Source organism: Prochlorococcus marinus XMU1404, assembly GCF_017696175.1.
Taxonomy (GTDB): Bacteria; Cyanobacteriota; Cyanobacteriia; order PCC-6307; family Cyanobiaceae; genus Prochlorococcus_A; species Prochlorococcus_A marinus_X.
Genome location: NZ_JAAORE010000002.1, coordinates 327,683 through 345,615, shown reverse-complemented (window position 1 = coordinate 345,615; position 17,933 = coordinate 327,683). Strand labels below are relative to the sequence as shown.

Annotated in this window: 34 protein-coding genes; 17 read left to right on the top strand and 17 right to left on the bottom strand. The window is 27.1% G+C overall.

The window, feature by feature from the left end:
- Positions 1-21 precede the first annotated feature (21 nt).
- From HA144_RS05655 to HA144_RS05645, 3 genes are all read right to left on the bottom strand, one after another.
- Positions 22-429: an OsmC family protein gene (locus HA144_RS05655; RefSeq protein WP_209043136.1), complete on the bottom strand. Its 408-nt coding sequence runs from the start codon at positions 427-429 to the stop codon at positions 22-24.
- A gap of 131 nt (positions 430-560) precedes the next feature.
- Positions 561-803: a hypothetical protein gene (locus HA144_RS05650; protein ID WP_209043135.1), complete on the bottom strand. Its 243-nt coding sequence runs from the start codon at positions 801-803 to the stop codon at positions 561-563.
- A gap of 281 nt (positions 804-1,084) precedes the next feature.
- Positions 1,085-1,291 (bottom strand): hypothetical protein, encoded by a 207-nt coding sequence (locus tag HA144_RS05645; RefSeq protein ID WP_209043134.1) that lies wholly within the window; start codon positions 1,289-1,291, stop codon positions 1,085-1,087.
- A gap of 177 nt (positions 1,292-1,468) precedes the next feature.
- Here HA144_RS05645 and HA144_RS05640 point away from each other — a divergent pair, with 177 nt between their 5' ends.
- Complete coding sequence (locus HA144_RS05640; RefSeq protein WP_209043133.1) at positions 1,469-1,843, top strand: hypothetical protein; 375 nt, start codon at positions 1,469-1,471, stop codon at positions 1,841-1,843.
- 96 nt (positions 1,844-1,939) lie between these two features.
- Positions 1,940-2,101, top strand: a complete 162-nt coding sequence (locus HA144_RS05635) for a hypothetical protein (protein ID WP_209043132.1) — start codon at positions 1,940-1,942, stop codon at positions 2,099-2,101.
- 18 nt (positions 2,102-2,119) lie between these two features.
- Here HA144_RS05635 and HA144_RS05630 read toward each other — a convergent pair whose 3' ends face one another.
- The 3 genes from HA144_RS05630 to HA144_RS05620 all read right to left on the bottom strand — a co-directional run bounded on the left by HA144_RS05630 (position 2,120) and on the right by HA144_RS05620 (position 3,605).
- A complete protein-coding gene (locus HA144_RS05630; protein ID WP_209043131.1) occupies positions 2,120-2,434 on the bottom strand; it encodes a hypothetical protein in 315 nt (104 codons plus the stop codon).
- 131 nt (positions 2,435-2,565) lie between these two features.
- The gene (locus tag HA144_RS05625; RefSeq protein ID WP_209043130.1) at positions 2,566-3,336 is read right to left on the bottom strand and encodes a pilus assembly protein; all 771 of its coding nucleotides are present in this window, start codon (positions 3,334-3,336) and stop codon (positions 2,566-2,568) included.
- Between the two features lie 86 nt (positions 3,337-3,422).
- Positions 3,423-3,605 (bottom strand): Nif11 family protein, encoded by a 183-nt coding sequence (locus HA144_RS05620; RefSeq protein WP_011863077.1) that lies wholly within the window; start codon positions 3,603-3,605, stop codon positions 3,423-3,425.
- 238 nt (positions 3,606-3,843) lie between these two features.
- On the opposite strand from HA144_RS05620, the gene HA144_RS05615 reads away from it, so the two are divergent.
- The 5 genes from HA144_RS05615 to HA144_RS05600 all read left to right on the top strand — a co-directional run bounded on the left by HA144_RS05615 (position 3,844) and on the right by HA144_RS05600 (position 5,083).
- Positions 3,844-4,023 carry a DUF2839 family protein gene (locus HA144_RS05615; RefSeq protein WP_209043129.1) on the top strand — a complete coding sequence of 60 codons (180 nt, stop codon included), beginning with the start codon at positions 3,844-3,846 and terminating at the stop codon, positions 4,021-4,023.
- A gap of 85 nt (positions 4,024-4,108) precedes the next feature.
- Complete coding sequence (locus tag HA144_RS05610) at positions 4,109-4,294, top strand: hypothetical protein (protein ID WP_245152844.1); 186 nt, start codon at positions 4,109-4,111, stop codon at positions 4,292-4,294.
- Positions 4,295-4,597 carry a hypothetical protein gene (locus HA144_RS05605; protein WP_209043127.1) on the top strand — a complete coding sequence of 101 codons (303 nt, stop codon included), beginning with the start codon at positions 4,295-4,297 and terminating at the stop codon, positions 4,595-4,597.
- Between the two features lie 86 nt (positions 4,598-4,683).
- Entirely contained in the window at positions 4,684-4,818 is a 135-nt protein-coding gene (locus HA144_RS09585) for a hypothetical protein (RefSeq protein ID WP_257470529.1), read from the top strand.
- A gap of 85 nt (positions 4,819-4,903) precedes the next feature.
- The gene (locus HA144_RS05600; RefSeq protein ID WP_209043126.1) at positions 4,904-5,083 is read left to right on the top strand and encodes a hypothetical protein; all 180 of its coding nucleotides are present in this window, start codon (positions 4,904-4,906) and stop codon (positions 5,081-5,083) included.
- A 4-nt stretch (positions 5,084-5,087) separates the two neighbouring features.
- Here the strand turns inward: HA144_RS05600 and HA144_RS05595 are convergent, their stop codons facing one another.
- The gene (locus HA144_RS05595) at positions 5,088-5,267 is read right to left on the bottom strand and encodes a hypothetical protein (RefSeq protein WP_011863071.1); all 180 of its coding nucleotides are present in this window, start codon (positions 5,265-5,267) and stop codon (positions 5,088-5,090) included.
- A 142-nt stretch (positions 5,268-5,409) separates the two neighbouring features.
- Positions 5,410-5,694: a DUF1330 domain-containing protein gene (locus tag HA144_RS05590; RefSeq protein WP_209043125.1), complete on the bottom strand. Its 285-nt coding sequence runs from the start codon at positions 5,692-5,694 to the stop codon at positions 5,410-5,412.
- Positions 5,695-5,772: 78 nt separating this feature from the next.
- Here HA144_RS05590 and HA144_RS05585 point away from each other — a divergent pair, with 78 nt between their 5' ends.
- Together HA144_RS05585 and HA144_RS05580 are read left to right on the top strand one after the other, a co-directional pair.
- Positions 5,773-5,970: a hypothetical protein gene (locus tag HA144_RS05585; protein ID WP_245152843.1), complete on the top strand. Its 198-nt coding sequence runs from the start codon at positions 5,773-5,775 to the stop codon at positions 5,968-5,970.
- A 671-nt stretch (positions 5,971-6,641) separates the two neighbouring features.
- A complete protein-coding gene (locus HA144_RS05580; protein WP_209043124.1) occupies positions 6,642-7,046 on the top strand; it encodes an MAPEG family protein in 405 nt (134 codons plus the stop codon).
- Positions 7,047-7,051: 5 nt separating this feature from the next.
- Here HA144_RS05580 and HA144_RS05575 read toward each other — a convergent pair whose 3' ends face one another.
- From HA144_RS05575 to HA144_RS05560, 4 genes are read right to left on the bottom strand one after another with little or no spacing between them, the layout of a single operon-like run.
- Positions 7,052-7,921 carry a restriction endonuclease gene (locus HA144_RS05575; RefSeq protein WP_209043123.1) on the bottom strand — a complete coding sequence of 290 codons (870 nt, stop codon included), beginning with the start codon at positions 7,919-7,921 and terminating at the stop codon, positions 7,052-7,054.
- Positions 7,922-7,941: 20 nt separating this feature from the next.
- On the bottom strand, positions 7,942-8,193 hold the full coding sequence (locus HA144_RS05570; protein WP_011818540.1) for a hypothetical protein: 252 nt from the start codon (positions 8,191-8,193) through the stop codon (positions 7,942-7,944).
- 40 nt (positions 8,194-8,233) lie between these two features.
- On the bottom strand, positions 8,234-8,431 hold the full coding sequence (locus tag HA144_RS05565) for a hypothetical protein (protein WP_209043122.1): 198 nt from the start codon (positions 8,429-8,431) through the stop codon (positions 8,234-8,236).
- Between the two features lie 42 nt (positions 8,432-8,473).
- On the bottom strand, positions 8,474-8,893 hold the full coding sequence (locus tag HA144_RS05560) for an acyl-CoA thioesterase (RefSeq protein ID WP_209043121.1): 420 nt from the start codon (positions 8,891-8,893) through the stop codon (positions 8,474-8,476).
- Between the two features lie 135 nt (positions 8,894-9,028).
- On the opposite strand from HA144_RS05560, the gene HA144_RS05555 reads away from it, so the two are divergent.
- From HA144_RS05555 to HA144_RS05545, 3 genes are all read left to right on the top strand, one after another.
- A complete protein-coding gene (locus HA144_RS05555) occupies positions 9,029-9,235 on the top strand; it encodes a hypothetical protein (protein WP_245152842.1) in 207 nt (68 codons plus the stop codon).
- A 100-nt stretch (positions 9,236-9,335) separates the two neighbouring features.
- Positions 9,336-9,572 (top strand): hypothetical protein, encoded by a 237-nt coding sequence (locus tag HA144_RS05550; protein ID WP_209043119.1) that lies wholly within the window; start codon positions 9,336-9,338, stop codon positions 9,570-9,572.
- A gap of 44 nt (positions 9,573-9,616) precedes the next feature.
- The gene (locus tag HA144_RS05545) at positions 9,617-9,781 is read left to right on the top strand and encodes a translation initiation factor IF-2 N-terminal domain-containing protein (protein ID WP_209043118.1); all 165 of its coding nucleotides are present in this window, start codon (positions 9,617-9,619) and stop codon (positions 9,779-9,781) included.
- A 22-nt stretch (positions 9,782-9,803) separates the two neighbouring features.
- On the opposite strand, the gene HA144_RS05540 is transcribed toward HA144_RS05545, so the two are convergent.
- Positions 9,804-10,058: a DUF2470 domain-containing protein gene (locus HA144_RS05540; protein ID WP_209043117.1), complete on the bottom strand. Its 255-nt coding sequence runs from the start codon at positions 10,056-10,058 to the stop codon at positions 9,804-9,806.
- A gap of 18 nt (positions 10,059-10,076) precedes the next feature.
- Positions 10,077-11,084, bottom strand: coding sequence for a tRNA dihydrouridine synthase DusB (dusB, locus tag HA144_RS05535; RefSeq protein ID WP_209043116.1), 1,008 nt, complete (start codon positions 11,082-11,084; stop codon positions 10,077-10,079).
- A gap of 155 nt (positions 11,085-11,239) precedes the next feature.
- Here dusB and HA144_RS05530 point away from each other — a divergent pair, with 155 nt between their 5' ends.
- Together HA144_RS05530 and HA144_RS05525 are read left to right on the top strand one after the other, a co-directional pair.
- Positions 11,240-11,632 carry a hypothetical protein gene (locus HA144_RS05530; RefSeq protein WP_209043115.1) on the top strand — a complete coding sequence of 131 codons (393 nt, stop codon included), beginning with the start codon at positions 11,240-11,242 and terminating at the stop codon, positions 11,630-11,632.
- A gap of 47 nt (positions 11,633-11,679) precedes the next feature.
- On the top strand, positions 11,680-12,204 hold the full coding sequence (locus HA144_RS05525) for a cell surface protein (protein WP_209043114.1): 525 nt from the start codon (positions 11,680-11,682) through the stop codon (positions 12,202-12,204).
- 136 nt (positions 12,205-12,340) lie between these two features.
- Here HA144_RS05525 and HA144_RS05520 read toward each other — a convergent pair whose 3' ends face one another.
- The gene (locus tag HA144_RS05520; protein WP_209043113.1) at positions 12,341-12,820 is read right to left on the bottom strand and encodes a glutathione peroxidase; all 480 of its coding nucleotides are present in this window, start codon (positions 12,818-12,820) and stop codon (positions 12,341-12,343) included.
- A gap of 146 nt (positions 12,821-12,966) precedes the next feature.
- On the opposite strand from HA144_RS05520, the gene HA144_RS05515 reads away from it, so the two are divergent.
- From HA144_RS05515 to HA144_RS05505, 3 genes are all read left to right on the top strand, one after another.
- Complete coding sequence (locus tag HA144_RS05515; RefSeq protein ID WP_209043112.1) at positions 12,967-13,209, top strand: lectin subunit alpha; 243 nt, start codon at positions 12,967-12,969, stop codon at positions 13,207-13,209.
- An 11-nt stretch (positions 13,210-13,220) separates the two neighbouring features.
- Complete coding sequence (purT, locus tag HA144_RS05510) at positions 13,221-14,396, top strand: formate-dependent phosphoribosylglycinamide formyltransferase (protein ID WP_209043111.1); 1,176 nt, start codon at positions 13,221-13,223, stop codon at positions 14,394-14,396.
- Positions 14,397-14,493: 97 nt separating this feature from the next.
- On the top strand, positions 14,494-14,694 hold the full coding sequence (locus tag HA144_RS05505; protein WP_209043110.1) for a hypothetical protein: 201 nt from the start codon (positions 14,494-14,496) through the stop codon (positions 14,692-14,694).
- A 15-nt stretch (positions 14,695-14,709) separates the two neighbouring features.
- Here the strand turns inward: HA144_RS05505 and HA144_RS05500 are convergent, their stop codons facing one another.
- Positions 14,710-14,871: a photosystem II reaction centre N prot gene (locus HA144_RS05500; protein WP_209043109.1), complete on the bottom strand. Its 162-nt coding sequence runs from the start codon at positions 14,869-14,871 to the stop codon at positions 14,710-14,712.
- 421 nt (positions 14,872-15,292) lie between these two features.
- Positions 15,293-17,899: an aminopeptidase N gene (gene pepN, locus HA144_RS05495; protein WP_209043108.1), complete on the bottom strand. Its 2,607-nt coding sequence runs from the start codon at positions 17,897-17,899 to the stop codon at positions 15,293-15,295.
- Between the last annotated feature and the right edge of the window lie 34 nt (positions 17,900-17,933).

The following is a 17,933-nucleotide window of genomic DNA, read 5'->3' as shown; positions in this document are numbered from 1 at the left end:
TGTGATTACTATTTTTGATATTTAATCATGATGCCAACTAATTTTAATATCTATTTCTTGAGATAAATTTCTTGTAACTGGACATTCTTTCGAAGCTTTTTTCAAAAAATCAATAGTTTTAATAGAAGTGCGCTCTGGTATGTAAATATCTATTATTAGTTCTTTTATTTTCCTCTCGCTATTTTGTGTCATTAGTTTTTCAATATTTAAATATATACCTTTTAAATCAAATCCTTTCGATTTAGCTTTAATTGCCATAATGGTTAGCAGACAAGTACCTAAAGATGTTGCTAATAAATCAGTTGGGGAAAAACTTTCACCTTTACCACAGTGATCTAAAGGTGCATCCGTTCTAATAAGACTTCCAGATTGTAGATGAATAGCCTCACAGTTTAAATTTCCTAAATAAGAACATTTTACTTTAGTCATTTTAAAAAATTAAATTAGCAAAATATTATTAAAAAAAAATTTTATGGAACGAAACAAGATTATTGATCAAAAACAAGTGATTACTTGCATATTAGTGGAGTATTAAGGAAATTCATCATCAAATCTTGAAATCAGTTTTTATATCCATATTCCTCTAAGCAATACTCAATTAATTCAATTGATTTTTTAAGAGTTCTTTTATTTTTATTTTCTAGATCGAAGCATTCATTTAAAACACGTATAGATTCATTTAAGATTGATTCTTCTTTATTTTTTAAATCTTTAACTTGATTTATATAAATTAATTTTTTAATTCCAATAAGAGATAATATGATTATTGATATTGTGAAAATCGCTATTTTGATTTTATTCATATAATTGGTTTTTACAAATATTTTAATTTATTTAACATCTAAAACTTTACATAGCAGATAGAACTAAGTAATTACGTATGTAACTGCGGTTATCACTATCGCAGTAATTGAAATAAAGATGTATGGAACAACTTTTAAAGGAATATGTAGATTATTTTTAGACATAACTGAAACCTTTTTAAGAATTTTTACATTCCCTTTAAACTTTATAAGTCTTCAAATATACAAATTAATTTTCTTAGCAAAATTAAATCATTTCTAAGGATAAATAAATATTATATTCATTGATTTTTCATTAAATAAAGTATCTCTAAATCCTGTCTTGAGTCCGATATTTTTCTTTTTAAGAAGATTAATTCTTCTTGGTTCATTTTTGATTCTTTTATCATCAATTCTGCTTGTTCAATAGCATGCTCTATATTTCTAATTTTAATTTCTCTTATTGAGGGATCATCTTTACATGCTTTTTTGGTATTCTTATCTAACATATTTGAAAAAATCACCTTGACTATAAAACAATTTAAAACCCCATAATTCTAATACCGCAAATTTAATTAAAATAAATTATTATCAAGGTAGGAACTTTAATCTTAGCTAACCCTCTCCTCATTTGATCGGGTGGGTTTTTTTTATGGTGTAATATACTCCTAGCATTTACTACTAATTTGGAAGATTCAAAACTTAATCCTGAGGAAAATAATTCAATCGAATCGTCTCCCAATCTGAATGAAGAGAATAAAGATCTTAATGAGGGGGCTAAAAAAGAGGATAATGTTAAGGCATTTACAGAATTTCTAGAGAAAGCAAGTAATCAAGATTTATCAGAAGAAAAAGTAAAACTTGATTCCAAGCAACAAAAACTTAAAATTGACAAATCACTTTTTAAAAGATTTCTTAATAATGGATTTGATGGCATTTCAACTAATCCAAACTATAAAATGTTGGCATTATTAATAATCCTTTTAATTAATTTGTCTCTATTTTTTGTAATTGGCAATATGGGTAAAGCGTTTTTAAGAAATGCAGGAATTATGGATTAGAAATTATTTATTTCTTTTTGGATAATCATCTTTACAATTTTGATTCTTCAAATGAAACTGTGATATTTTCTTGTCTAATTAATATTTAAATAAAATTTGGATAATAAAGAGCCAGAAAATCCAGTCGTTTATCTTTCTAATTTAGTCAAGAAATTAGATGTAAAAAACAGAAATGGTTTAGTAGCCTTAGCAATAGTAAACCTTTTAATAATTCTTTTATTTAAATTTTATTTGAAAGGATCTGGATTATTATCTTGATTTTGCCTGCTGGTATTATTATTCAGCATTCTCAAATTGCTTTGCTAATCTAAATGCCTTCTTAATTATTAGAAAGCCACCATATGCTCCTGCCAGTAAAGGTAATACTATTAAAGGGTTAGGGGAATAATCTGAATAATTTTTCACACCCTCAACATATTCATAACCTGAACATTTAAAAAAGATAAAGCTAAAAAATGTGATACTCCAACCAATGATTGATAAAAAGCCACCTTTTTTATCTCCTTCGTAGAATCTGTCTAGACCTAAGCCCCAACCTCCTATTAGGAATATTCCTCTAACAACTGAATTTTTTTCTTGATTTCTGAGCATAATAAAAAAATGTTCATTATGAACATAACCTATTTCTATTTAAGATGTGAGATGTTTTTATTAATTAATCTTTAAAATAAATTTTTAATGGATTTATTCATAAATTACAAAAATATTATTCATTGTTTTAATTAATTATTAGAGATTGTATTTGAATTCAACAAGGAAATTGAAGGCCTTATATAAATAAAAATAGACCCATACATATCCTGCATAATTCTCATTTCATCGTCTAAATATATAATTGAAATCTGGCAATTTGGCGACTCCTTATTCCAAGGTAACTTATTCCATACCTCTTTAACTGGATACCATCTATCCATAAGTAATTCACTAAATAATGGAATCTTATTAAGTCCATCAACTTTGGAAACTTTTGTCTTTTGTAAGTTCATATCAAGTAAATTATTTCTTAAAACCAAATTACTTGCTAGGGTTATTACTCTTCCACCAAAAGTAGGCAATAGTTTGAACCAACCTAAGATAGGAATTGTTGTAAGCCCAAATATTGTAGTGTCAAAAGTAGATATAAATTCTTTTTTGTCAAAATCAATCTTTTGAGCAATTCTCCCAATAGTTGATATGCCAAAGGATCCTACTTGCAATTGATGTAATTTAAAAAAAAGATTACTTTTAAATTCATCATTTAATGCCTTTTCAATAGCAAGGAAGAAAGGAGAACTTCGAAATAATTCAACATTAGAAAAAATCAATTCCCACTCTCCAGACAATAATTTTTCTGATATTTCAAAACTAAAGTCTTTAAGAGCATCAATCAATGCATCCATTTCATTAGCTTTTTCCTCATACATAGGAGAAATTAATTTATTTAATCTTTGCCCTCTATCTGTAACAGCAGCTATTTTGTATATATTTGACTTTATCTCTCCAATTTCTTTCATAACTCCAAATACAAGAAATACTAATTTATCTTAGGAATTTAATTTGAAGTTGATGGTAATTTTAATAATGCAGGTAATAAAATCAATTAATATTCTCCCCACCTTTTACCAATATCAAAACCCCATTCAGTGGTTAATCTAATTACTTCATCATGATTCTTGCATTTTGAAAGGGATAACTTTTTACTAGGATTATTTTTTATTAGCTCAGCAATTTGATTAAGTTGCTCTATTTTTTTTAGAAAATTACTTAGATCTTTATCTGACATTTATCTAGGAAGTAAATTTTTGATCATAAGTAAATATGTAATAAAGAACCCAGGCAACACCAATAATCAGAATTGCAATCATTATATTTACTGACCAAACTACTTCTATCATGTAATTTTTTTATATATTTTTAATATATCTAAAATTTAAACTAAATTAACCGTTAATAATTTAAATCTATAACAATACACTACTACTACTAAGTATATAAAATAGTCTTAAATAGTATAAAAAATTATGGGAGAAGCTAAGAGAAGGGAAGAGTTAGGCTTACCACCTAGAGAAAAGAAAAAGGAAAAACAAATATCGAAAAATCAACTATATAAAATTTTAAATAAATATCCTTATTTACCTTTCATTTTAGGTTTTTCATTACTAGCAATATTAATTATCGATTTAGTTAATTACTACAAATAGATATATAAAAAGGAGATACTTTTAGCAGAAAAGAAGATTATCTTCGCAATTGCGAAATTATTTTTCCATAATAAAAATAAAACTAATGAAACTTATTAACACCTCATGTGCCTTAATTTTAGGGGTACTAACTTTGTTTTCAATATCTAATGCGAATGCAGGTGGCTGCAGTTCTCATACTGAGAAGAAGGCAGAAATGGAATGCTTGTCTGATGATAAAAAATGTATAGATACGAAAGAAAATGAATCACTATACAAAGTTGAGGCCTAAATGTTTGATAATCTTGGAACTGCTTTAGTACAGGCATTAGGCTTCTTTGCTGTTTTTGGTTTTTTTGTATATCAAACATTATTTGCAGATAATAAACCTAAAAATTCAAAATTAAATCCTAAAAAAACAAAGATTTCAGAAACAAAAGAATCAATAAAAAAAGAGCCTAAAAAAGGATTATTCAACAGAAAATCTAAACCTGTTGAAGAGAATTTACCAGTCCAAAAAAAGGGATTATTTGGGAGAAAAAAAGAAGTTGTTAAAGAAGAGATTAAGCCAAAGAAAAAAGGTTGGTTTAAATAGGTAAAGGTACTTAGACTCTATTTTGATATCCTTTATACAAAAATTTTTTTTAGTAACTTTATAATTTACATAGGATAATATTAAAAATGAATCATAGAGAAATCACAAAAAAATATAGTGACTTACTCAACAAGGCCGAGTTTGCAACTGGCCGTAAGGAAGTTGTAGGCCTTTTAAAAAAAGCTGCCAAATTGAAATCTCAGATTGAAATCAATTATTAGATCTAAAAATTAGTTTAATTCTAAATGTAAAAAATCTTTTTAAATAAGTTTTTACATGAGATAATCTGCATAGATTATTTTTCTTATGAATAAAAAAGGTTATACAACCGAAAGCGGTGGTAGACAGAATGGTTTCGCAATTGAACCGGAAATTAACCCCATATCAGAAGGCGAATCAAAAAAATCCATATATTTATTTATTGGAATATTATTACCTTTTCTAATAGGCGGTTTTTATTATTTAAGGACTCTAAATATATTCTGATATTTTATAAGCCATTTTTAGCAATATATTCTTCTGAACTAACTATATCTTGCATTAAGCTCTCTGATGAAGGATTAAATCCGTTTTGCTCTAAAAAAGATTTAACCTTTTCAAATTTTTGCTGAATTTTTTTTGTATATGGAGTTGTCATCAAATAATCATCTTTTTCTGTTGAATAGTTCATTTGATTAACGAATTACTTTTACACTTAAATTTTGCAAAATATATTATTGCTAGTGAAGTTATAAATATTACATAAATAATTTAATAGTAATAAATACTTATAAGTATTTATAAGTTGTTTGTGTGAGATCGCTATTGATTGTTTAAAGAGTACTTATAGTAACTAGTTCCATTAAATTTCTGGACTGCAGATATTTTTGAAATACTTCAGAATAAAATGCTTTTTTTGCGGCAAATTTTGATTCGAATTCTATTACTAGTCCAAGCTGCCCTCCATCCCATTCATTTGAAGTTGATTCTTGTATCAAATCTCTTTTTACTATTACTCCTCCCACAGATTTAATCCAAGGCAATACTGTCCTTATATATTCCAGAAATAAATCAGCATTTGGAATTGAAATTTTCTTTAGCCAATAACTCTTTGTCATCAAATCAACATATTCTGGGTAGAATATAGCACATGGAGGTAAGTATTTATCCTTATCTATTTGCTCAGCGATTATTAAATGGAATCCGAAGATGATTTATTAAATTTACTTCTTAAATCTCCAAATTCAGAGAGTATACAGACAATTGCCGAAAAACTTGAAATTGATCATAATTTTTCCTTTAGCAAAGATAGAAATGATTTACAGGGTGTTTGGGTGCTTAGGTGGAGTAGTTCTAATAGTCCTTTTTTAAAATATTCTCCTTTAAAAATATAAATTAATTCTTTATCCAAATAGACTTTAATACGAAATAAATTGGAAAATATTTAAAAGATTCTTTAGGTATTTCATAACTTAAGAATTTTAATGCTTCTTCTAACCAGTAACCAATATCAAATCCTAAAAGAATTTTTTCTAAAACAAACCAAAATTCTTTATCAAATATAATTCTGAAGTTTAAGTAAATATATTCCCAATGAAAGGTATTCCAATATTGGGTTAAAAATGAGGTTAAAATAAGCCAAAGTGATATGAATAGAAAACTTTTAAGAAATTTATAAAATTTTTTCATATACCAGCAACGGTCTTATTTAATTTCAAATATCCCTTATTATTATTTGGATCAAATTTTATTTCCATGAAATATATCCAAAAAGATATAAAAATATTCAGAAGATAGTAAATTTGGGGGGCATTATTAATCTATTCTTCTTTTTTTAGATTCTGGGCCTTTAGATTTTTATTCTTAAGAAAAAATCCTAAAAATAGAAAAGCAAAATATATTAGTAAACTTATGCCAAAAATTAAAACTATCTTTGAAATATCCATAAATGATTTTATTTATATAAATTACAGCATTTTTTGCAAAGTTTTATCTATGGTAATGATTTTTCATTTATCACGATAACGAGCTTCAATTATTAAGCTAATAATATTATTTAAATCATATGCAAGTAGCTTTTGCCTGGAGTCTTTGTCTATCAGTTGGTGTTGTTTTATTATCAATTATTCCATTAACTATAGGGAGAGTTAAAGCGGGATATTCTGTTGAAAATATGACTGCTCCAAGGGCTTTATTCGATGAATTACCTTCTTTTGGAAAAAGAGCAGTTTGGTGTCATCAAAATTGTTGGGAAAGTATTTCCCTACATGCACCCGCATGTCTTCTATGTTTGATTACTTTAACTGACTCTAATATTGCAATAATTGCAGCATTTATTCATCCCATTTTTCGTTTTTTATATATTGGTGCATATGTATTTAATATCCCAACAGCTAGAGGTTTAATGTGGGCCTCAGGAATTTTTACAACACTTTTGCTTTACAAAGAGGGCTTAACACAATTGATATAAACTATTTAAACAATAAACTTTTCTAAATCTTTTAATTGATATTCATTGATTAGTTCCACTTTATTTGATTTTGCTAGTTGATAAGCAGACTTTGTAAAGCCAGATTTTGAAACTATTATTGCATGTGTACCTTTCCAAAATAATTTACCAGCTGAAATTTCTTGAACTGCCTTATTTCCAATAGCTTTTTCATGATCTTTGCATTGAATACATATTCTCAAATCATTTATTGAAGCAATTAAGTCAACCCCTTGATCTCCTGTATTAGGGGTTTCTTTTACTTCCCAGCCATTTTGTTTGAGAATTTCCATACAATGATTTTCAAATCTAATACCTTTTTTGTAGTTTTCCTTGTTTTTACTTGAGTAGTTTTTTTCTATTAGGTTTAAGCATGATTTCTCTATTTGACTTGCTATGAATACAAACCAATCTTCAGTCTCGAGCTTTCTAATAGATCCAATTATCTCATCATCAATAGTAGGATTTTCTTTACAATACGATCTCCACTTTTCGAAAAATAATTCCATACTTCCAAATTTTTTTAAAATTACTTTTTCCCAGAAGTATGGTATGCCCTCTTTAAATCGTTTGGATCCATTAAATATATTTTTCTCAATGGATTTTTCATCAAGAGGTGGATTGCCAATCCATTTTTTATAATCCTCGTTACCGTAAGCATCTATTTCCCTTAATCTGATCCTCTCCTCTAACAAATTGTATTTGTTTTCTTCTATTAAATTATTAATTGTTTGAATAAAGAAATTGGAATTTAAGGCATTATTTAATTTAAACTTTTTCTTTTTAATTTGATAATCTCTTACAATTATAAAAATTGAAAAAATGATAAAAATAATAAAAATTAAAAAATTTTTCATTAAGATTTTTTATTTTCGATCTAAAAAGTTTTTGTTTTTCTAATAACAAAATTATTTTTTGTTATTACTGAAGATTCATTTACTTCAAACCCATTAATTGCTGATATTTCTCCTTTTATACCTTCTAATGTTAATTGCTCGATAATGCCTTTTATTACTTCATCCTCGACCAATTTTCTATCAATTCTTTCAGGAGTAATATCTGTAAGCCATTTTGAAGTCTTTTTTTTTACAACCTCTGTAGGGTTAGTTATTTTTAAGTAGATAGCCATTTTTTAAATCATTCAGTTGAATTATAAGCATTAAATCTTCCTAACTTTTATTATTGTCATTACTTTCCCACTCAAGAAATTGAAAAACAAAAATTGCAAAGATAGAGAAAAATACTATAAACAATCCTAACCAACCTATGAATTTGTGATCTGTAAAAAGATTTGTAAGCATTGATTTTTCTTGATATCTTGATTCCATTTCATATTGATAAGAATCGATTACTTGAAATATGTTCATAATTATTAATTTAATAAATCGTTCAATTGGCGGATAATAATTTCAACCGTTCAATTTAATAAAGGCTTCCGATAGGAAATCTGGCCTTTTTCTTATTATAGAAAAATTCAGTTTATTTATTAAGACTAAATTGACTTCAGCAATCGTTAAGATTTCATTTTTCTTGTTAAGAAATTTTGAAATTACATTAATCCTAGGACTTTTATCAATATTGAATTCGCTCTCGATTGTTATTTTTTCACCAAGAATTAATGGAGATTTATATTTTATTGAAGTATTGATTAAAGGTAAATCTAAGCCATTTTTAGTTAGTTCGAAATAACTTATACCTACTTCTGAAAGTGCATTTATTCTGCTTTCTTCAAGCCAATTAAAATATTTACCGTGCCACATTACGCCTGCATGATCTGCATGTTGAGGTAAAACAATTTTTTCTATTTTCCAAACTGGTTTTGAGTGCATCTTTTATTTAAAAAATATTTTTATTCAATGAAAAAACTTATTTTGTTATTGTAGATTAATTTTGTTTATTAACATAAGAATCATCAAAACTATATTTATAAAGTTATGTTTAATCGTAATAATAGAAGTAGAAAAATGAAGAAGATTTTTCAATGGGAAGAATATTTAAATTGGAAAAATATGTCAAAGGAACAGAAATTAAATTTCAAGAGGGCGTGCTTATTCCCATTTCTTGTCTATGTAGTTTATGTTTTTCTTAATCAGTACTCCTTGGCAATTCTTTTGTTATTAGGTCTTTATTTTTTAATTAGATTTAAAAATAGAAATAAGTTGGGAAGATAAATATTTTTTATTTTGATTTATTTAGATTTGTTTTAAAATCATCTAGTTTTTCTAAATAACATTATTGGCATATGACAATAGTATTAGATAAATTTTTTTTATGAAAAGAATTATTTTGTTTTTATGTGTACTAGTTTTTTCAATATTTTCTAATACGAATAATTTATTAGCAAAAGAAATTGAAAATAACATTAAAGAGACTATTTCTAATGAAATTGAAGAAATTAAGCCTGATAATAAAAAAACTAATATTTCTAATTCTTCAGCAGAAGATATTTTTGGTGATGAACAAACTTTTCCATTCGTTGCAGGTTTAGGGAAAAATGCAGCCCATTGATTTCAAGGTTATTGATAATTTAGAAAAAGATTTTTTTAATACTAATGAAAGGTCTTAGGGTTCTAGAGCTTTCTGAAGCACTTAATGTTGATAGCAACGATATATTAGCTGTTTGTGCAATTCTAAAAATAAAAGCCACATCTAGATTAAGCATGCTTTCATTTGAAGAATGTAAAAACATAACTGATTACTATGAAAATAAAAATTAGATTTTTTTCTATAAATATTTTATTATTTAATCTCTTTAATCATAGATACTAAAGTTGAATGAATTTCTTCTTCAGATATTTCATTTTTAAAATTGATAATTGCAGAATGTCCATCGTAATTGATTTTTATATAACGGTTATTAATTTCTTCCATATAAGCATTCTCAAATCTTGATATCTTCCCATAATGAATAAGATATTTGTGAACCGAATCAATGTGATCATTATTCATGTGACTACAAACTCTTTTACTTGTTTCTTTACTAATAATTTTCATTTAAAGAATAAATTTGCTTTAAGCTAATGTATTTTTTTCATTATTCAAAGTTTTAATCATTTTATTTATTAAATTTTTAACTTCATTTTTATCAACAGCTCTAACCAAGTTATTTCTCAAATTTGATGCTCCTTTAAAGTCTTTGCATGTCCATGAGATATGTTTCCTAGCAATAAGCAAGCCGTGATCTCCTTTTTCTTTTATTAATTCATCAAGATGCTCAATAATTAAATATAGTTTTTCTTCTGCGTTTGGCTCTTGAAAATTTTTATTTTCTCTAATTGCATAATCTATTTCTCCTATTTTCCATGGGGATCCTAAAATTCCTCTCCCAATCATTACACCATCAGCATTTGTTTTTTTTAAACAATTAAGAGCGTCATCTGGATTTTTGATATCTCCATTAGCAATTACTGGAATTTCTAACAACTTTTTAAGTCTCCCGATCATTTCCCAATCTGACCTGCCTGAAAAACCCTGTTTTCTAGTTCTTCCATGTAGTGTGATCATCGTTGCTCCCGCATCTTGAAGCTTAAATAAGAAATCGTCTATATTTTCTTCTTTATTATCCCATCCGAGTCGTGTTTTTACTGTTACTGGAACACTAACAGCTTTTACAGCATTTTTGACTAATTCTATAGCAAGTTTTCGGTCTTTAATTAAGGCACTGCCTCCACCTTTCTTTGCGATTTTTTTTACTGGACATCCCATATTTATATCAATTAAGAAAGCTCCAGAGTCCTCTGCTTTTTTAGCGGCTTCAGAAACAGCATATGGCCTATTATCAAATATTTGTACTCCAATAGGACCTTCTTCTAAATCTATTTGATTGATTTTTTGTGTTCCAAATCCTTTTTTAAGACTTGTGGCATTTATCATTTCTGTAAAAAGTAAAGAGTTTGGAGCCCATTTACGTACAAGTCGTCTAAAAATGTTATCTGTAACACCTGCTAATGGGGATAGCATAACCTTACTCTTAATTATCCTGTTAACGCCCCTTCCTTTTAGCTTTATATTTGAAGACATATAATTTTAAATTTATTTTATCTTTTTTTATTATAAATTCCGATATTAAGTAGATTTTATTGTTTGATTTTATAATAAGTGCTTTTAGTTAAATAGGCCTAATTGATTACTTTTTTTGCTAGTTTATATTGAACTGAAATTGAAAAAGGAGTTTCTTGTTTATATTATTATCTATTATTCTTCCAATAATTATTTTTATTGCACCAATAAATGTAAAAGCTATCCAAGGTAATTTAGATTTGTCGAGTGCTCAAACTTCTGTAGGTAAAAGATTTGCTAAAGTTTTTTGTGATGCTAAGAGGGAAGGATTTGATTCTGATTTTGCCAGTGAATATGCTTTGAATAATACATATTTAAAATTCGTAGCATTTCCAGATGATGACGAATATTTGGAGGATTTATGGAATTTTACTAATAAAAATATATTAGATAATTGCGGTGAATTTGTAGATATAAATGATTTAAAAGACTTAGAGATTTTTTTTAAAGAAGAGGGTTTAATTGCATCAAATAGGGAACTCTATCTACCAACTTTTGAGAATAATTAGGTTAAATTTTTGGTATGTACTAAAATATAAATAGAATATGAAATTTTATGAAACTATTAGGTTTGAATTCTCCTGCAATATTCATAATTTTAGTCGTTTTGCTCTCAATTTTAGGTACAAAAAGAATTGAAAAAGGTATATTATTATTTAAAAAATTTTTAAAATTCCTTTTAACTAAAGAAGAAAATCAAACTTTAGAAATTTCAAAAGTAAAATCAGAGGAAGCAGAAGAAAGTGAAGTTAAGGAAGAAACAATAAAGGTAGAAATAAAGTCAGAGGAAGCAGAAGAAAGCGAAGTTAAGGAAGAAACAATAGAGCCAGAAATAAAGTCAGAGGAAGCAGAAGAAAGTGAAGTTAAGGAAGAAACAATAGAGGCAGAAATAAAGTCAGAGGAAGCAGAAGAAAGTGAAGTTAAGGAAGAAACAATAGAGGCAGAAATAAAGTCAGATAAACCAAAAAAAAGAGCAGTTAAAGATGAAATAATAGACGTAGAAGTAAAGTCAGATAAACCAAAAAAAAGAGCAGTTAAAGATGAAATAATAGACGTAGAAGTTAATTCTGATAATAAATAAGAATTTAAATTAAATTGAAGAATATTAGGCAAAGTTAAATCACAAAATTATGCATTTTGGGAAAAGATTTTTATTTTTTAAATTCAATATAAAGGTTCTTAATTTTTAGTATTTTAGTTTGAATTATAAGAAGATTTTATGAATCTAACGCTACTTCAATAGCTGCTATTAAGTTTTCGTCAAACGGTTTAACGCCTGGTTTGAATCTTGCAATTACTTTACTATCTTTCCCTATTAGAAACTTCTCGAAATTCCATTCAACGTCCCCCGCAGGTTCAACTTTGTTAAGGGTTGTGTATGGTTCCGTAGTATTGCCTTTAGCATGAACTTTTTCATAGATTTCAAATTTAACGCCATATTTTGTGGTGCAAAAATCTTTTATTACTGGTATAGAATCTGGTTCTTGTTTTCCAAAATCATTGCAGGGAAATGCAAGTATTCTTAGCCCTTTGCTTGAATATAAATCATAAAGCTTTTGAAGATCCTCATACTGTGCAGTATTTCCGCAATAACTAGCAACGTTAACCACTAAAATCACTTCCCCAGAGTATTCACCAAGTTTTATAGATGATCCATCTGCTGATAGAACAGTAGTATTTTGTACGTCAACTTGCATGTCTTAGAAAAATTACATCTTGAAGATAACATTGTAAAACGTTTTTTGTGTTTAAATTGTTCAATGGATTTAGGATATTTCTTTTGTAAGTTTTAATTTTTCACTTCTTTAACCCTTTATAATTAATAATAATAATTAGTTTAAATTTGGACCCTTTAGATCCACTTACTGAAATTATTAATTCCGGTCAAGGTTTCTCGCCTGCAATTGCTTTAGAAAGAATTATTTGGGCAATTATTGGAGCCTTTTTTTTAGTATCAATTTCAACGTCAATTACTAAAAGTATGCGAAGTCAAAATTGGTTTACTAGAAAATTTTTATTTAGTTTTTCTAAAGATAAAAAAAATTCAGATGATTCATCTTCACAACCTTCTGGTAATGATGAATAAATTTTATGAATATGAAAGATCCATTTTTTTCTAAAAAAAGAATTTTATTACTTGGAAGTGGCGAGCTTGGGAAAGAATTAGTAATAGAATCCAAAAGATTAGGGTTAGAAGTTGTTGCAATTGATCGATATGAAGAAGCACCCGCAATGCAAGTCGCTGATTATTCAAGAGTAATTGATATGGGAGATAAAAATATATTAAAAAATGTTATAAAAGAATTTATGCCTGACTATATTGTCCCAGAAATTGAGGCACTTTCAATTGAAGCCTTAAAAGAACTAGAGGATGAAGGATTCAATATTGTCCCAAACGCCAGAACTGTAGAAATAACAATGAATAGAGACAAAATTAGAGACTTAGCTTCTAAAGATTTAAAAATAAAAACTGCAAACTTTGATTATATTTTTGAATTTGATGATCTTGAGAGAAAAGCAGATAAAATTGGATTCCCACTTTTACTTAAGCCTTTAATGAGCTCATCTGGTAAGGGACAAAGCTTGGTAGAAACAAAAAATGATTTACAAATTGCTTGGGAACAGGCACAAGCAAATTCCAGGGGCAAGGTTAAAGGTGTAATTATTGAAGAATTTATTAATTTTGATTTTGAGTTTACTCTTTTAACTGTAAGAAAGGAAAGTGGTGAAAATATTTTTTGTTTACCAATTGGACATGTTCAATCTAATGGAGACTATCAATGCAGTTGGCAGCCTATAGAGATCAATGAGTCTTTAATAACTGAAGCCAAAAAAATGACGACCACAATATTGAATAACTTAAATGGGTCAGGATTATACGGAGTAGAGTTTTTTGTTAAAGGAAATGAGGTTATATTTTCAGAATTATCTCCAAGACCTCATGATACTGGTATGGTCACATTAGTTAGTCAAAACATTAATGAATTTGAATTACACTTAAGGGCATTTTTAAATTTACCAATTCCACATATAAATCTAATAGAACCTTCAGCAACAAGAGTTATACTTTCAGATCAAGAGTATCTTAATCCTATTTATAAAGGTCTTAATGAAGCACTAGAGTTCGAAAACACTAAAGTACTTATATTTGGGAAGCAAGTTTCTAGAAAAGGCAGAAGAATGGGAGTTGTTCTCGCAACAAATAAAGATATTAATTTAGCAAGACAAAATGCTGATGAAGCTGCTCTTAGAATAAAAGTCAGCTCCAAATAAATAAATATTAAATAAAAATAACGAAAAAAATACTTATTTCCTTTGTTTTTGTTCTCTGTTTCTCTGAGTATTATTTGAGTATGTTCTCTCTTTCTAAATGATAGAAAATTATAAAGGTTGGGATATAGCTTTAAATTGGGATAATAAAGATTATCTCCAGGGGGATACTAGTAAAAGTAATTTTTTAAATCAAAAGGAAAAATGGATTGGTGTTCACTTTAATGGTGAAAAAATCTATGGTTCTTCTCTTAGAGAAATTAGGCATATTATCGATTATCCTAGTTTGCATGCAAACTAGGTTAAAAAATTTTTTTTAATTATCCTGGTTATTTTCATTATCTTCAATTAGTTCATTAGCCAGTTTTCTTAAATCCCCCTTAATTGAGACCCATGTAAAGGCGACTATAAAAATCGAAGCAGATATTGCAACAGTTATTTTTTCGATAGGGGACATTCCAAGGGCAATAGCAAACATTTCAGACCAAATACTAATTTTTTATTATATTGAATTTTTTTAAATAGTTTTTATCAAATTTGTTTTTGCAATGATATTTAATTATTCAAAATTTAATAAATATAAATTAAATTAAATTAAATTAAATTAAATTACTTATTTTATTTTTTGATTCTGGTTTCAATTTTATTCAGTAAGATAAAATTATGGAAAAAAAAAAGTGCCCCCAATGTAAAAATTTAATTTTAATAACTTCCCCAACATGTTTATATTGTGGCAGACCTAATAAATTTATAACTAATGAATATGTCAATAAAAAGTGGAATAAAGATAATAATAAAAATGTATTTGATTATATTTTTATTAATAAACATCTTGGATTTATTTTATTACTTATAATTACAATTTTTATTATTTTATTTACTTAAATATCATCAAGAAATCACTTCATTATTGCATCTAATACTTCTTTAGTATTTGCTGATAGTTTATTTTTCTTAATATGCTTAATGGTTTCTATCATATTACTTTTGTAAGGTTCTGAATAATAATTGTAACGGCTAAATACTTTCACAAAACGGGAAATTACGATTGGATTTAATTTATCGAAGTCAATTATCTTTTTTGCAATATATCTATAACCAGACCCATCCATTGCGTGAAAAATACTATTTCTAGTTACGAAAGTGTTTAATATCGCTCTTAATGTATTTGGTGATTTTGAATCAAAAAACTTATTTTCAAATAATTTTTCTATATTTTTTGTTTTTTCATCAGTTTCTAAAGATGCATTGAATGAGAACCAACTATCCAATACAACGCCATTATCTCTCCATTTATTAAAGAATATATTAGATATAATTTCTCTCTCTGGGCAATTAATCCTACTAAATGAATTCAATGCAGCTTTTGCTAGTGTCATTGAATTACTATCGATGTAATTAACTATTTTACTTTTAATGTCCTCATCGTTACTGTGTAAGAGTAGTTTCCAAATAGTTTCTATTAACTTTCTTTCATGTTTTCCTTCTGGCCACATTTTATACAGATTTTTCTCTATTTCTTGTAGTTTAAAATATAATTCTTTTTTTAATTTGGTACCGAATAAATAATTTAATTCGTCAATAGTTTTATATATTTTTAAAGGGTCTATTTTTTCTGTTTCTGATTCAATTTCAGCGAAATTCGGAATACTTAGTAATTCTGATAAAAGTGATAAATTAATATCTTTATTTTTAATAAATGATATTAATGTGTTTATTAATTTGCTTTCAAATTTATAATCTGGTTTTTCTTTTAATCTGCATAAAATTATATTTTTATAAAATTCTTTTACAGTATTAGATATAGTAAAGTAATCTGTTTCAAATTTTAGAATTAGAAATTTTTCATCCAAAGTTGTATCTGATTCCCACTCAACTGGAGATGAAAATTCTCGGAAATAAGTAACTAAAGGTATTTGTAAATGAGATCTAACATTATTAATGATAAATTCCTGTTTTTTTGATTTTAGAACGAATGTTTTTTTTATTGTTTTATTTTCTCCGCAAAATATAGCTAAATTTATAGGAATTATTAGAGGTAAATTATTGTACGGGTTCTTTTTTTTGGAATTACTTTGAGTTGCTTGAATTGTAAGTTTTTTGTTTATTTGATCCCAGATTCTTTTTAATTTAACTTTTGGCGTTCCATTTTGCTTGTACCAAACTTTAAATTGTTTAGAATTGATTTCATTATTATTTCCTAATATCTTGTCGACAAATTGGTCTATTGTTGCTGCCTTGCCATCATAAGTTGATATGTAATTACTAAATCCTTTATAAAAAGTTTTGCCTTTTGAAAGATTGCTAAGCATTCGAATTATTTCAGAACCTTTTTCATATATTGTGGTCGTATAGAAATTGTCTATTTCTTGATATTTTTCTGGCATTACAGGGTGTGATGTTGGGCCGGAATCCTCCCTAAATTGATTTCTTCTAAGAAATTCTGCATCCTCAAGTCTCTTTATTTCATGATTATGAAGGTCAGCAGTAAATTGTTGATCTCTGAATACTGTTAAACCCTCTTTTAGAGATAATTGAAACCAATCCCTACATGTCACTCTATTCCCCGTCCAGTTATGGAAGTATTCATGAGCGATCACTCCCTCTATCCTTTCTAATTCTTCATCAGTTGTAGTCTCAGAATCAGCGAGTATAAGTTTTGAATTAAAAATATTGAGACTTTTATTTTCCATGGCTCCCATATTAAAGTGCCTTACCGCAACAATATTGAATAATGATAAATCGTATTCAAGGTTATATTTATCCTCGTCCCATCTCATCGCTTTCTTTAAAGAACTTATTGCATGTTGAACATATTTTTCATCGCCATCCTCAACATATATATTTATTGTCACTTTTTTATTCGATTTCGTTATGAAATAGTCTTTTACACAATTAAGTTTCCCTGCCACCAAAGCGAATAGATAGGATGGTTTCGGATATGGGTCTTCCCAAATTATTTCATGTCGATTATCTGTAAGATTATTTTTTTTTACTACGTTCCCATTTGAAAGAATGACAGGATAATCATTCTTGTCTGCCTCAATCCTTACAGTGTATTTGCTTAGAATATCAGGCCTATCAGAGTGGTAACTTATCCTTCTAAATCCTTCTGCCTCGCATTGTGTAGTTATAATTCCATTGCTCTCATACATTCCTAAAAGAGATGAATTTTCCTTTGGTTTAATTATTCCTTCAATTTTTAATGAAACATTATTTTTATCTATATGTTTAATTTTTAACTCATTTTTTTCCTGTGTATAGTATTTCTCTTCTAAAAGAGAGTCATCTATATATATTTTTTTAATTAATATATCAGTACCATTAAGAATAAGGTTTTTGGTATTTTTGTTTCTTTTTACTAATTTAAGTTCTGTCGTAACATTAACTGCATTTTTCTCAATTACGAAATCCAGAAAAACTTCAGGTATTTCATAATCAAATACTTTATAGTCTTCAATTTTTACATATCTTGATATTTCCTTTTGTTTTTTTAGGTTGTTCATCTTTAATACAGCTTTTAGATATTGAAAAAATTAA

Excerpts from the sequence above, each read along its gene's own strand:
- HA144_RS05560 (WP_209043121.1), bottom strand. The coding sequence starts at position 8,893 with ATGCACTCAAAACCAGTTTGGAAAATAGAAAAAATTGTTTTACCTCAA.
- HA144_RS05605 (WP_209043127.1), top strand. The coding sequence starts at position 4,295 with ATGTTTGATAATCTTGGAACTGCTTTAGTACAGGCATTAGGCTTCTTT.
- HA144_RS05575 (WP_209043123.1), bottom strand. The coding sequence starts at position 7,921 with ATGAAAAATTTTTTAATTTTTATTATTTTTATCATTTTTTCAATTTTT.
- HA144_RS05525 (WP_209043114.1), top strand. The coding sequence starts at position 11,680 with ATGAAACTATTAGGTTTGAATTCTCCTGCAATATTCATAATTTTAGTC.
- HA144_RS05655 (WP_209043136.1), bottom strand. The coding sequence starts at position 429 with ATGACTAAAGTAAAATGTTCTTATTTAGGAAATTTAAACTGTGAGGCT.
- HA144_RS05500 (WP_209043109.1), bottom strand. The coding sequence starts at position 14,871 with ATGTTTGCTATTGCCCTTGGAATGTCCCCTATCGAAAAAATAACTGTT.
- HA144_RS05505 (WP_209043110.1), top strand. The coding sequence starts at position 14,494 with ATGATAGAAAATTATAAAGGTTGGGATATAGCTTTAAATTGGGATAAT.
- HA144_RS09585 (WP_257470529.1), top strand. The coding sequence starts at position 4,684 with ATGAATCATAGAGAAATCACAAAAAAATATAGTGACTTACTCAACAAG.
- HA144_RS05540 (WP_209043117.1), bottom strand. The coding sequence starts at position 10,058 with ATGAAAATTATTAGTAAAGAAACAAGTAAAAGAGTTTGTAGTCACATG.
- dusB (WP_209043116.1), bottom strand. The coding sequence starts at position 11,084 with ATGTCTTCAAATATAAAGCTAAAAGGAAGGGGCGTTAACAGGATAATT.
- HA144_RS05565 (WP_209043122.1), bottom strand. The coding sequence starts at position 8,431 with ATGAACATATTTCAAGTAATCGATTCTTATCAATATGAAATGGAATCA.
- HA144_RS05595 (WP_011863071.1), bottom strand. The coding sequence starts at position 5,267 with ATGAACTATTCAACAGAAAAAGATGATTATTTGATGACAACTCCATAT.
- HA144_RS05545 (WP_209043118.1), top strand. The coding sequence starts at position 9,617 with ATGAAAGGTCTTAGGGTTCTAGAGCTTTCTGAAGCACTTAATGTTGAT.
- HA144_RS05615 (WP_209043129.1), top strand. The coding sequence starts at position 3,844 with ATGGGAGAAGCTAAGAGAAGGGAAGAGTTAGGCTTACCACCTAGAGAA.
- HA144_RS05550 (WP_209043119.1), top strand. The coding sequence starts at position 9,336 with ATGAAAAGAATTATTTTGTTTTTATGTGTACTAGTTTTTTCAATATTT.
- HA144_RS05610 (WP_245152844.1), top strand. The coding sequence starts at position 4,109 with ATGAAACTTATTAACACCTCATGTGCCTTAATTTTAGGGGTACTAACT.
- HA144_RS05585 (WP_245152843.1), top strand. The coding sequence starts at position 5,773 with ATGGAATCCGAAGATGATTTATTAAATTTACTTCTTAAATCTCCAAAT.
- HA144_RS05555 (WP_245152842.1), top strand. The coding sequence starts at position 9,029 with ATGAAGAAGATTTTTCAATGGGAAGAATATTTAAATTGGAAAAATATG.
- HA144_RS05590 (WP_209043125.1), bottom strand. The coding sequence starts at position 5,694 with ATGACAAAGAGTTATTGGCTAAAGAAAATTTCAATTCCAAATGCTGAT.
- HA144_RS05520 (WP_209043113.1), bottom strand. The coding sequence starts at position 12,820 with ATGCAAGTTGACGTACAAAATACTACTGTTCTATCAGCAGATGGATCA.
- HA144_RS05580 (WP_209043124.1), top strand. The coding sequence starts at position 6,642 with ATGCAAGTAGCTTTTGCCTGGAGTCTTTGTCTATCAGTTGGTGTTGTT.
- HA144_RS05570 (WP_011818540.1), bottom strand. The coding sequence starts at position 8,193 with ATGGCTATCTACTTAAAAATAACTAACCCTACAGAGGTTGTAAAAAAA.
- HA144_RS05625 (WP_209043130.1), bottom strand. The coding sequence starts at position 3,336 with ATGAAAGAAATTGGAGAGATAAAGTCAAATATATACAAAATAGCTGCT.
- HA144_RS05650 (WP_209043135.1), bottom strand. The coding sequence starts at position 803 with ATGAATAAAATCAAAATAGCGATTTTCACAATATCAATAATCATATTA.
- purT (WP_209043111.1), top strand. The coding sequence starts at position 13,221 with ATGAAAGATCCATTTTTTTCTAAAAAAAGAATTTTATTACTTGGAAGT.
- pepN (WP_209043108.1), bottom strand. The coding sequence starts at position 17,899 with ATGAACAACCTAAAAAAACAAAAGGAAATATCAAGATATGTAAAAATT.
- HA144_RS05630 (WP_209043131.1), bottom strand. The coding sequence starts at position 2,434 with ATGCTCAGAAATCAAGAAAAAAATTCAGTTGTTAGAGGAATATTCCTA.
- HA144_RS05620 (WP_011863077.1), bottom strand. The coding sequence starts at position 3,605 with ATGTCAGATAAAGATCTAAGTAATTTTCTAAAAAAAATAGAGCAACTT.
- HA144_RS05600 (WP_209043126.1), top strand. The coding sequence starts at position 4,904 with ATGAATAAAAAAGGTTATACAACCGAAAGCGGTGGTAGACAGAATGGT.
- HA144_RS05645 (WP_209043134.1), bottom strand. The coding sequence starts at position 1,291 with ATGTTAGATAAGAATACCAAAAAAGCATGTAAAGATGATCCCTCAATA.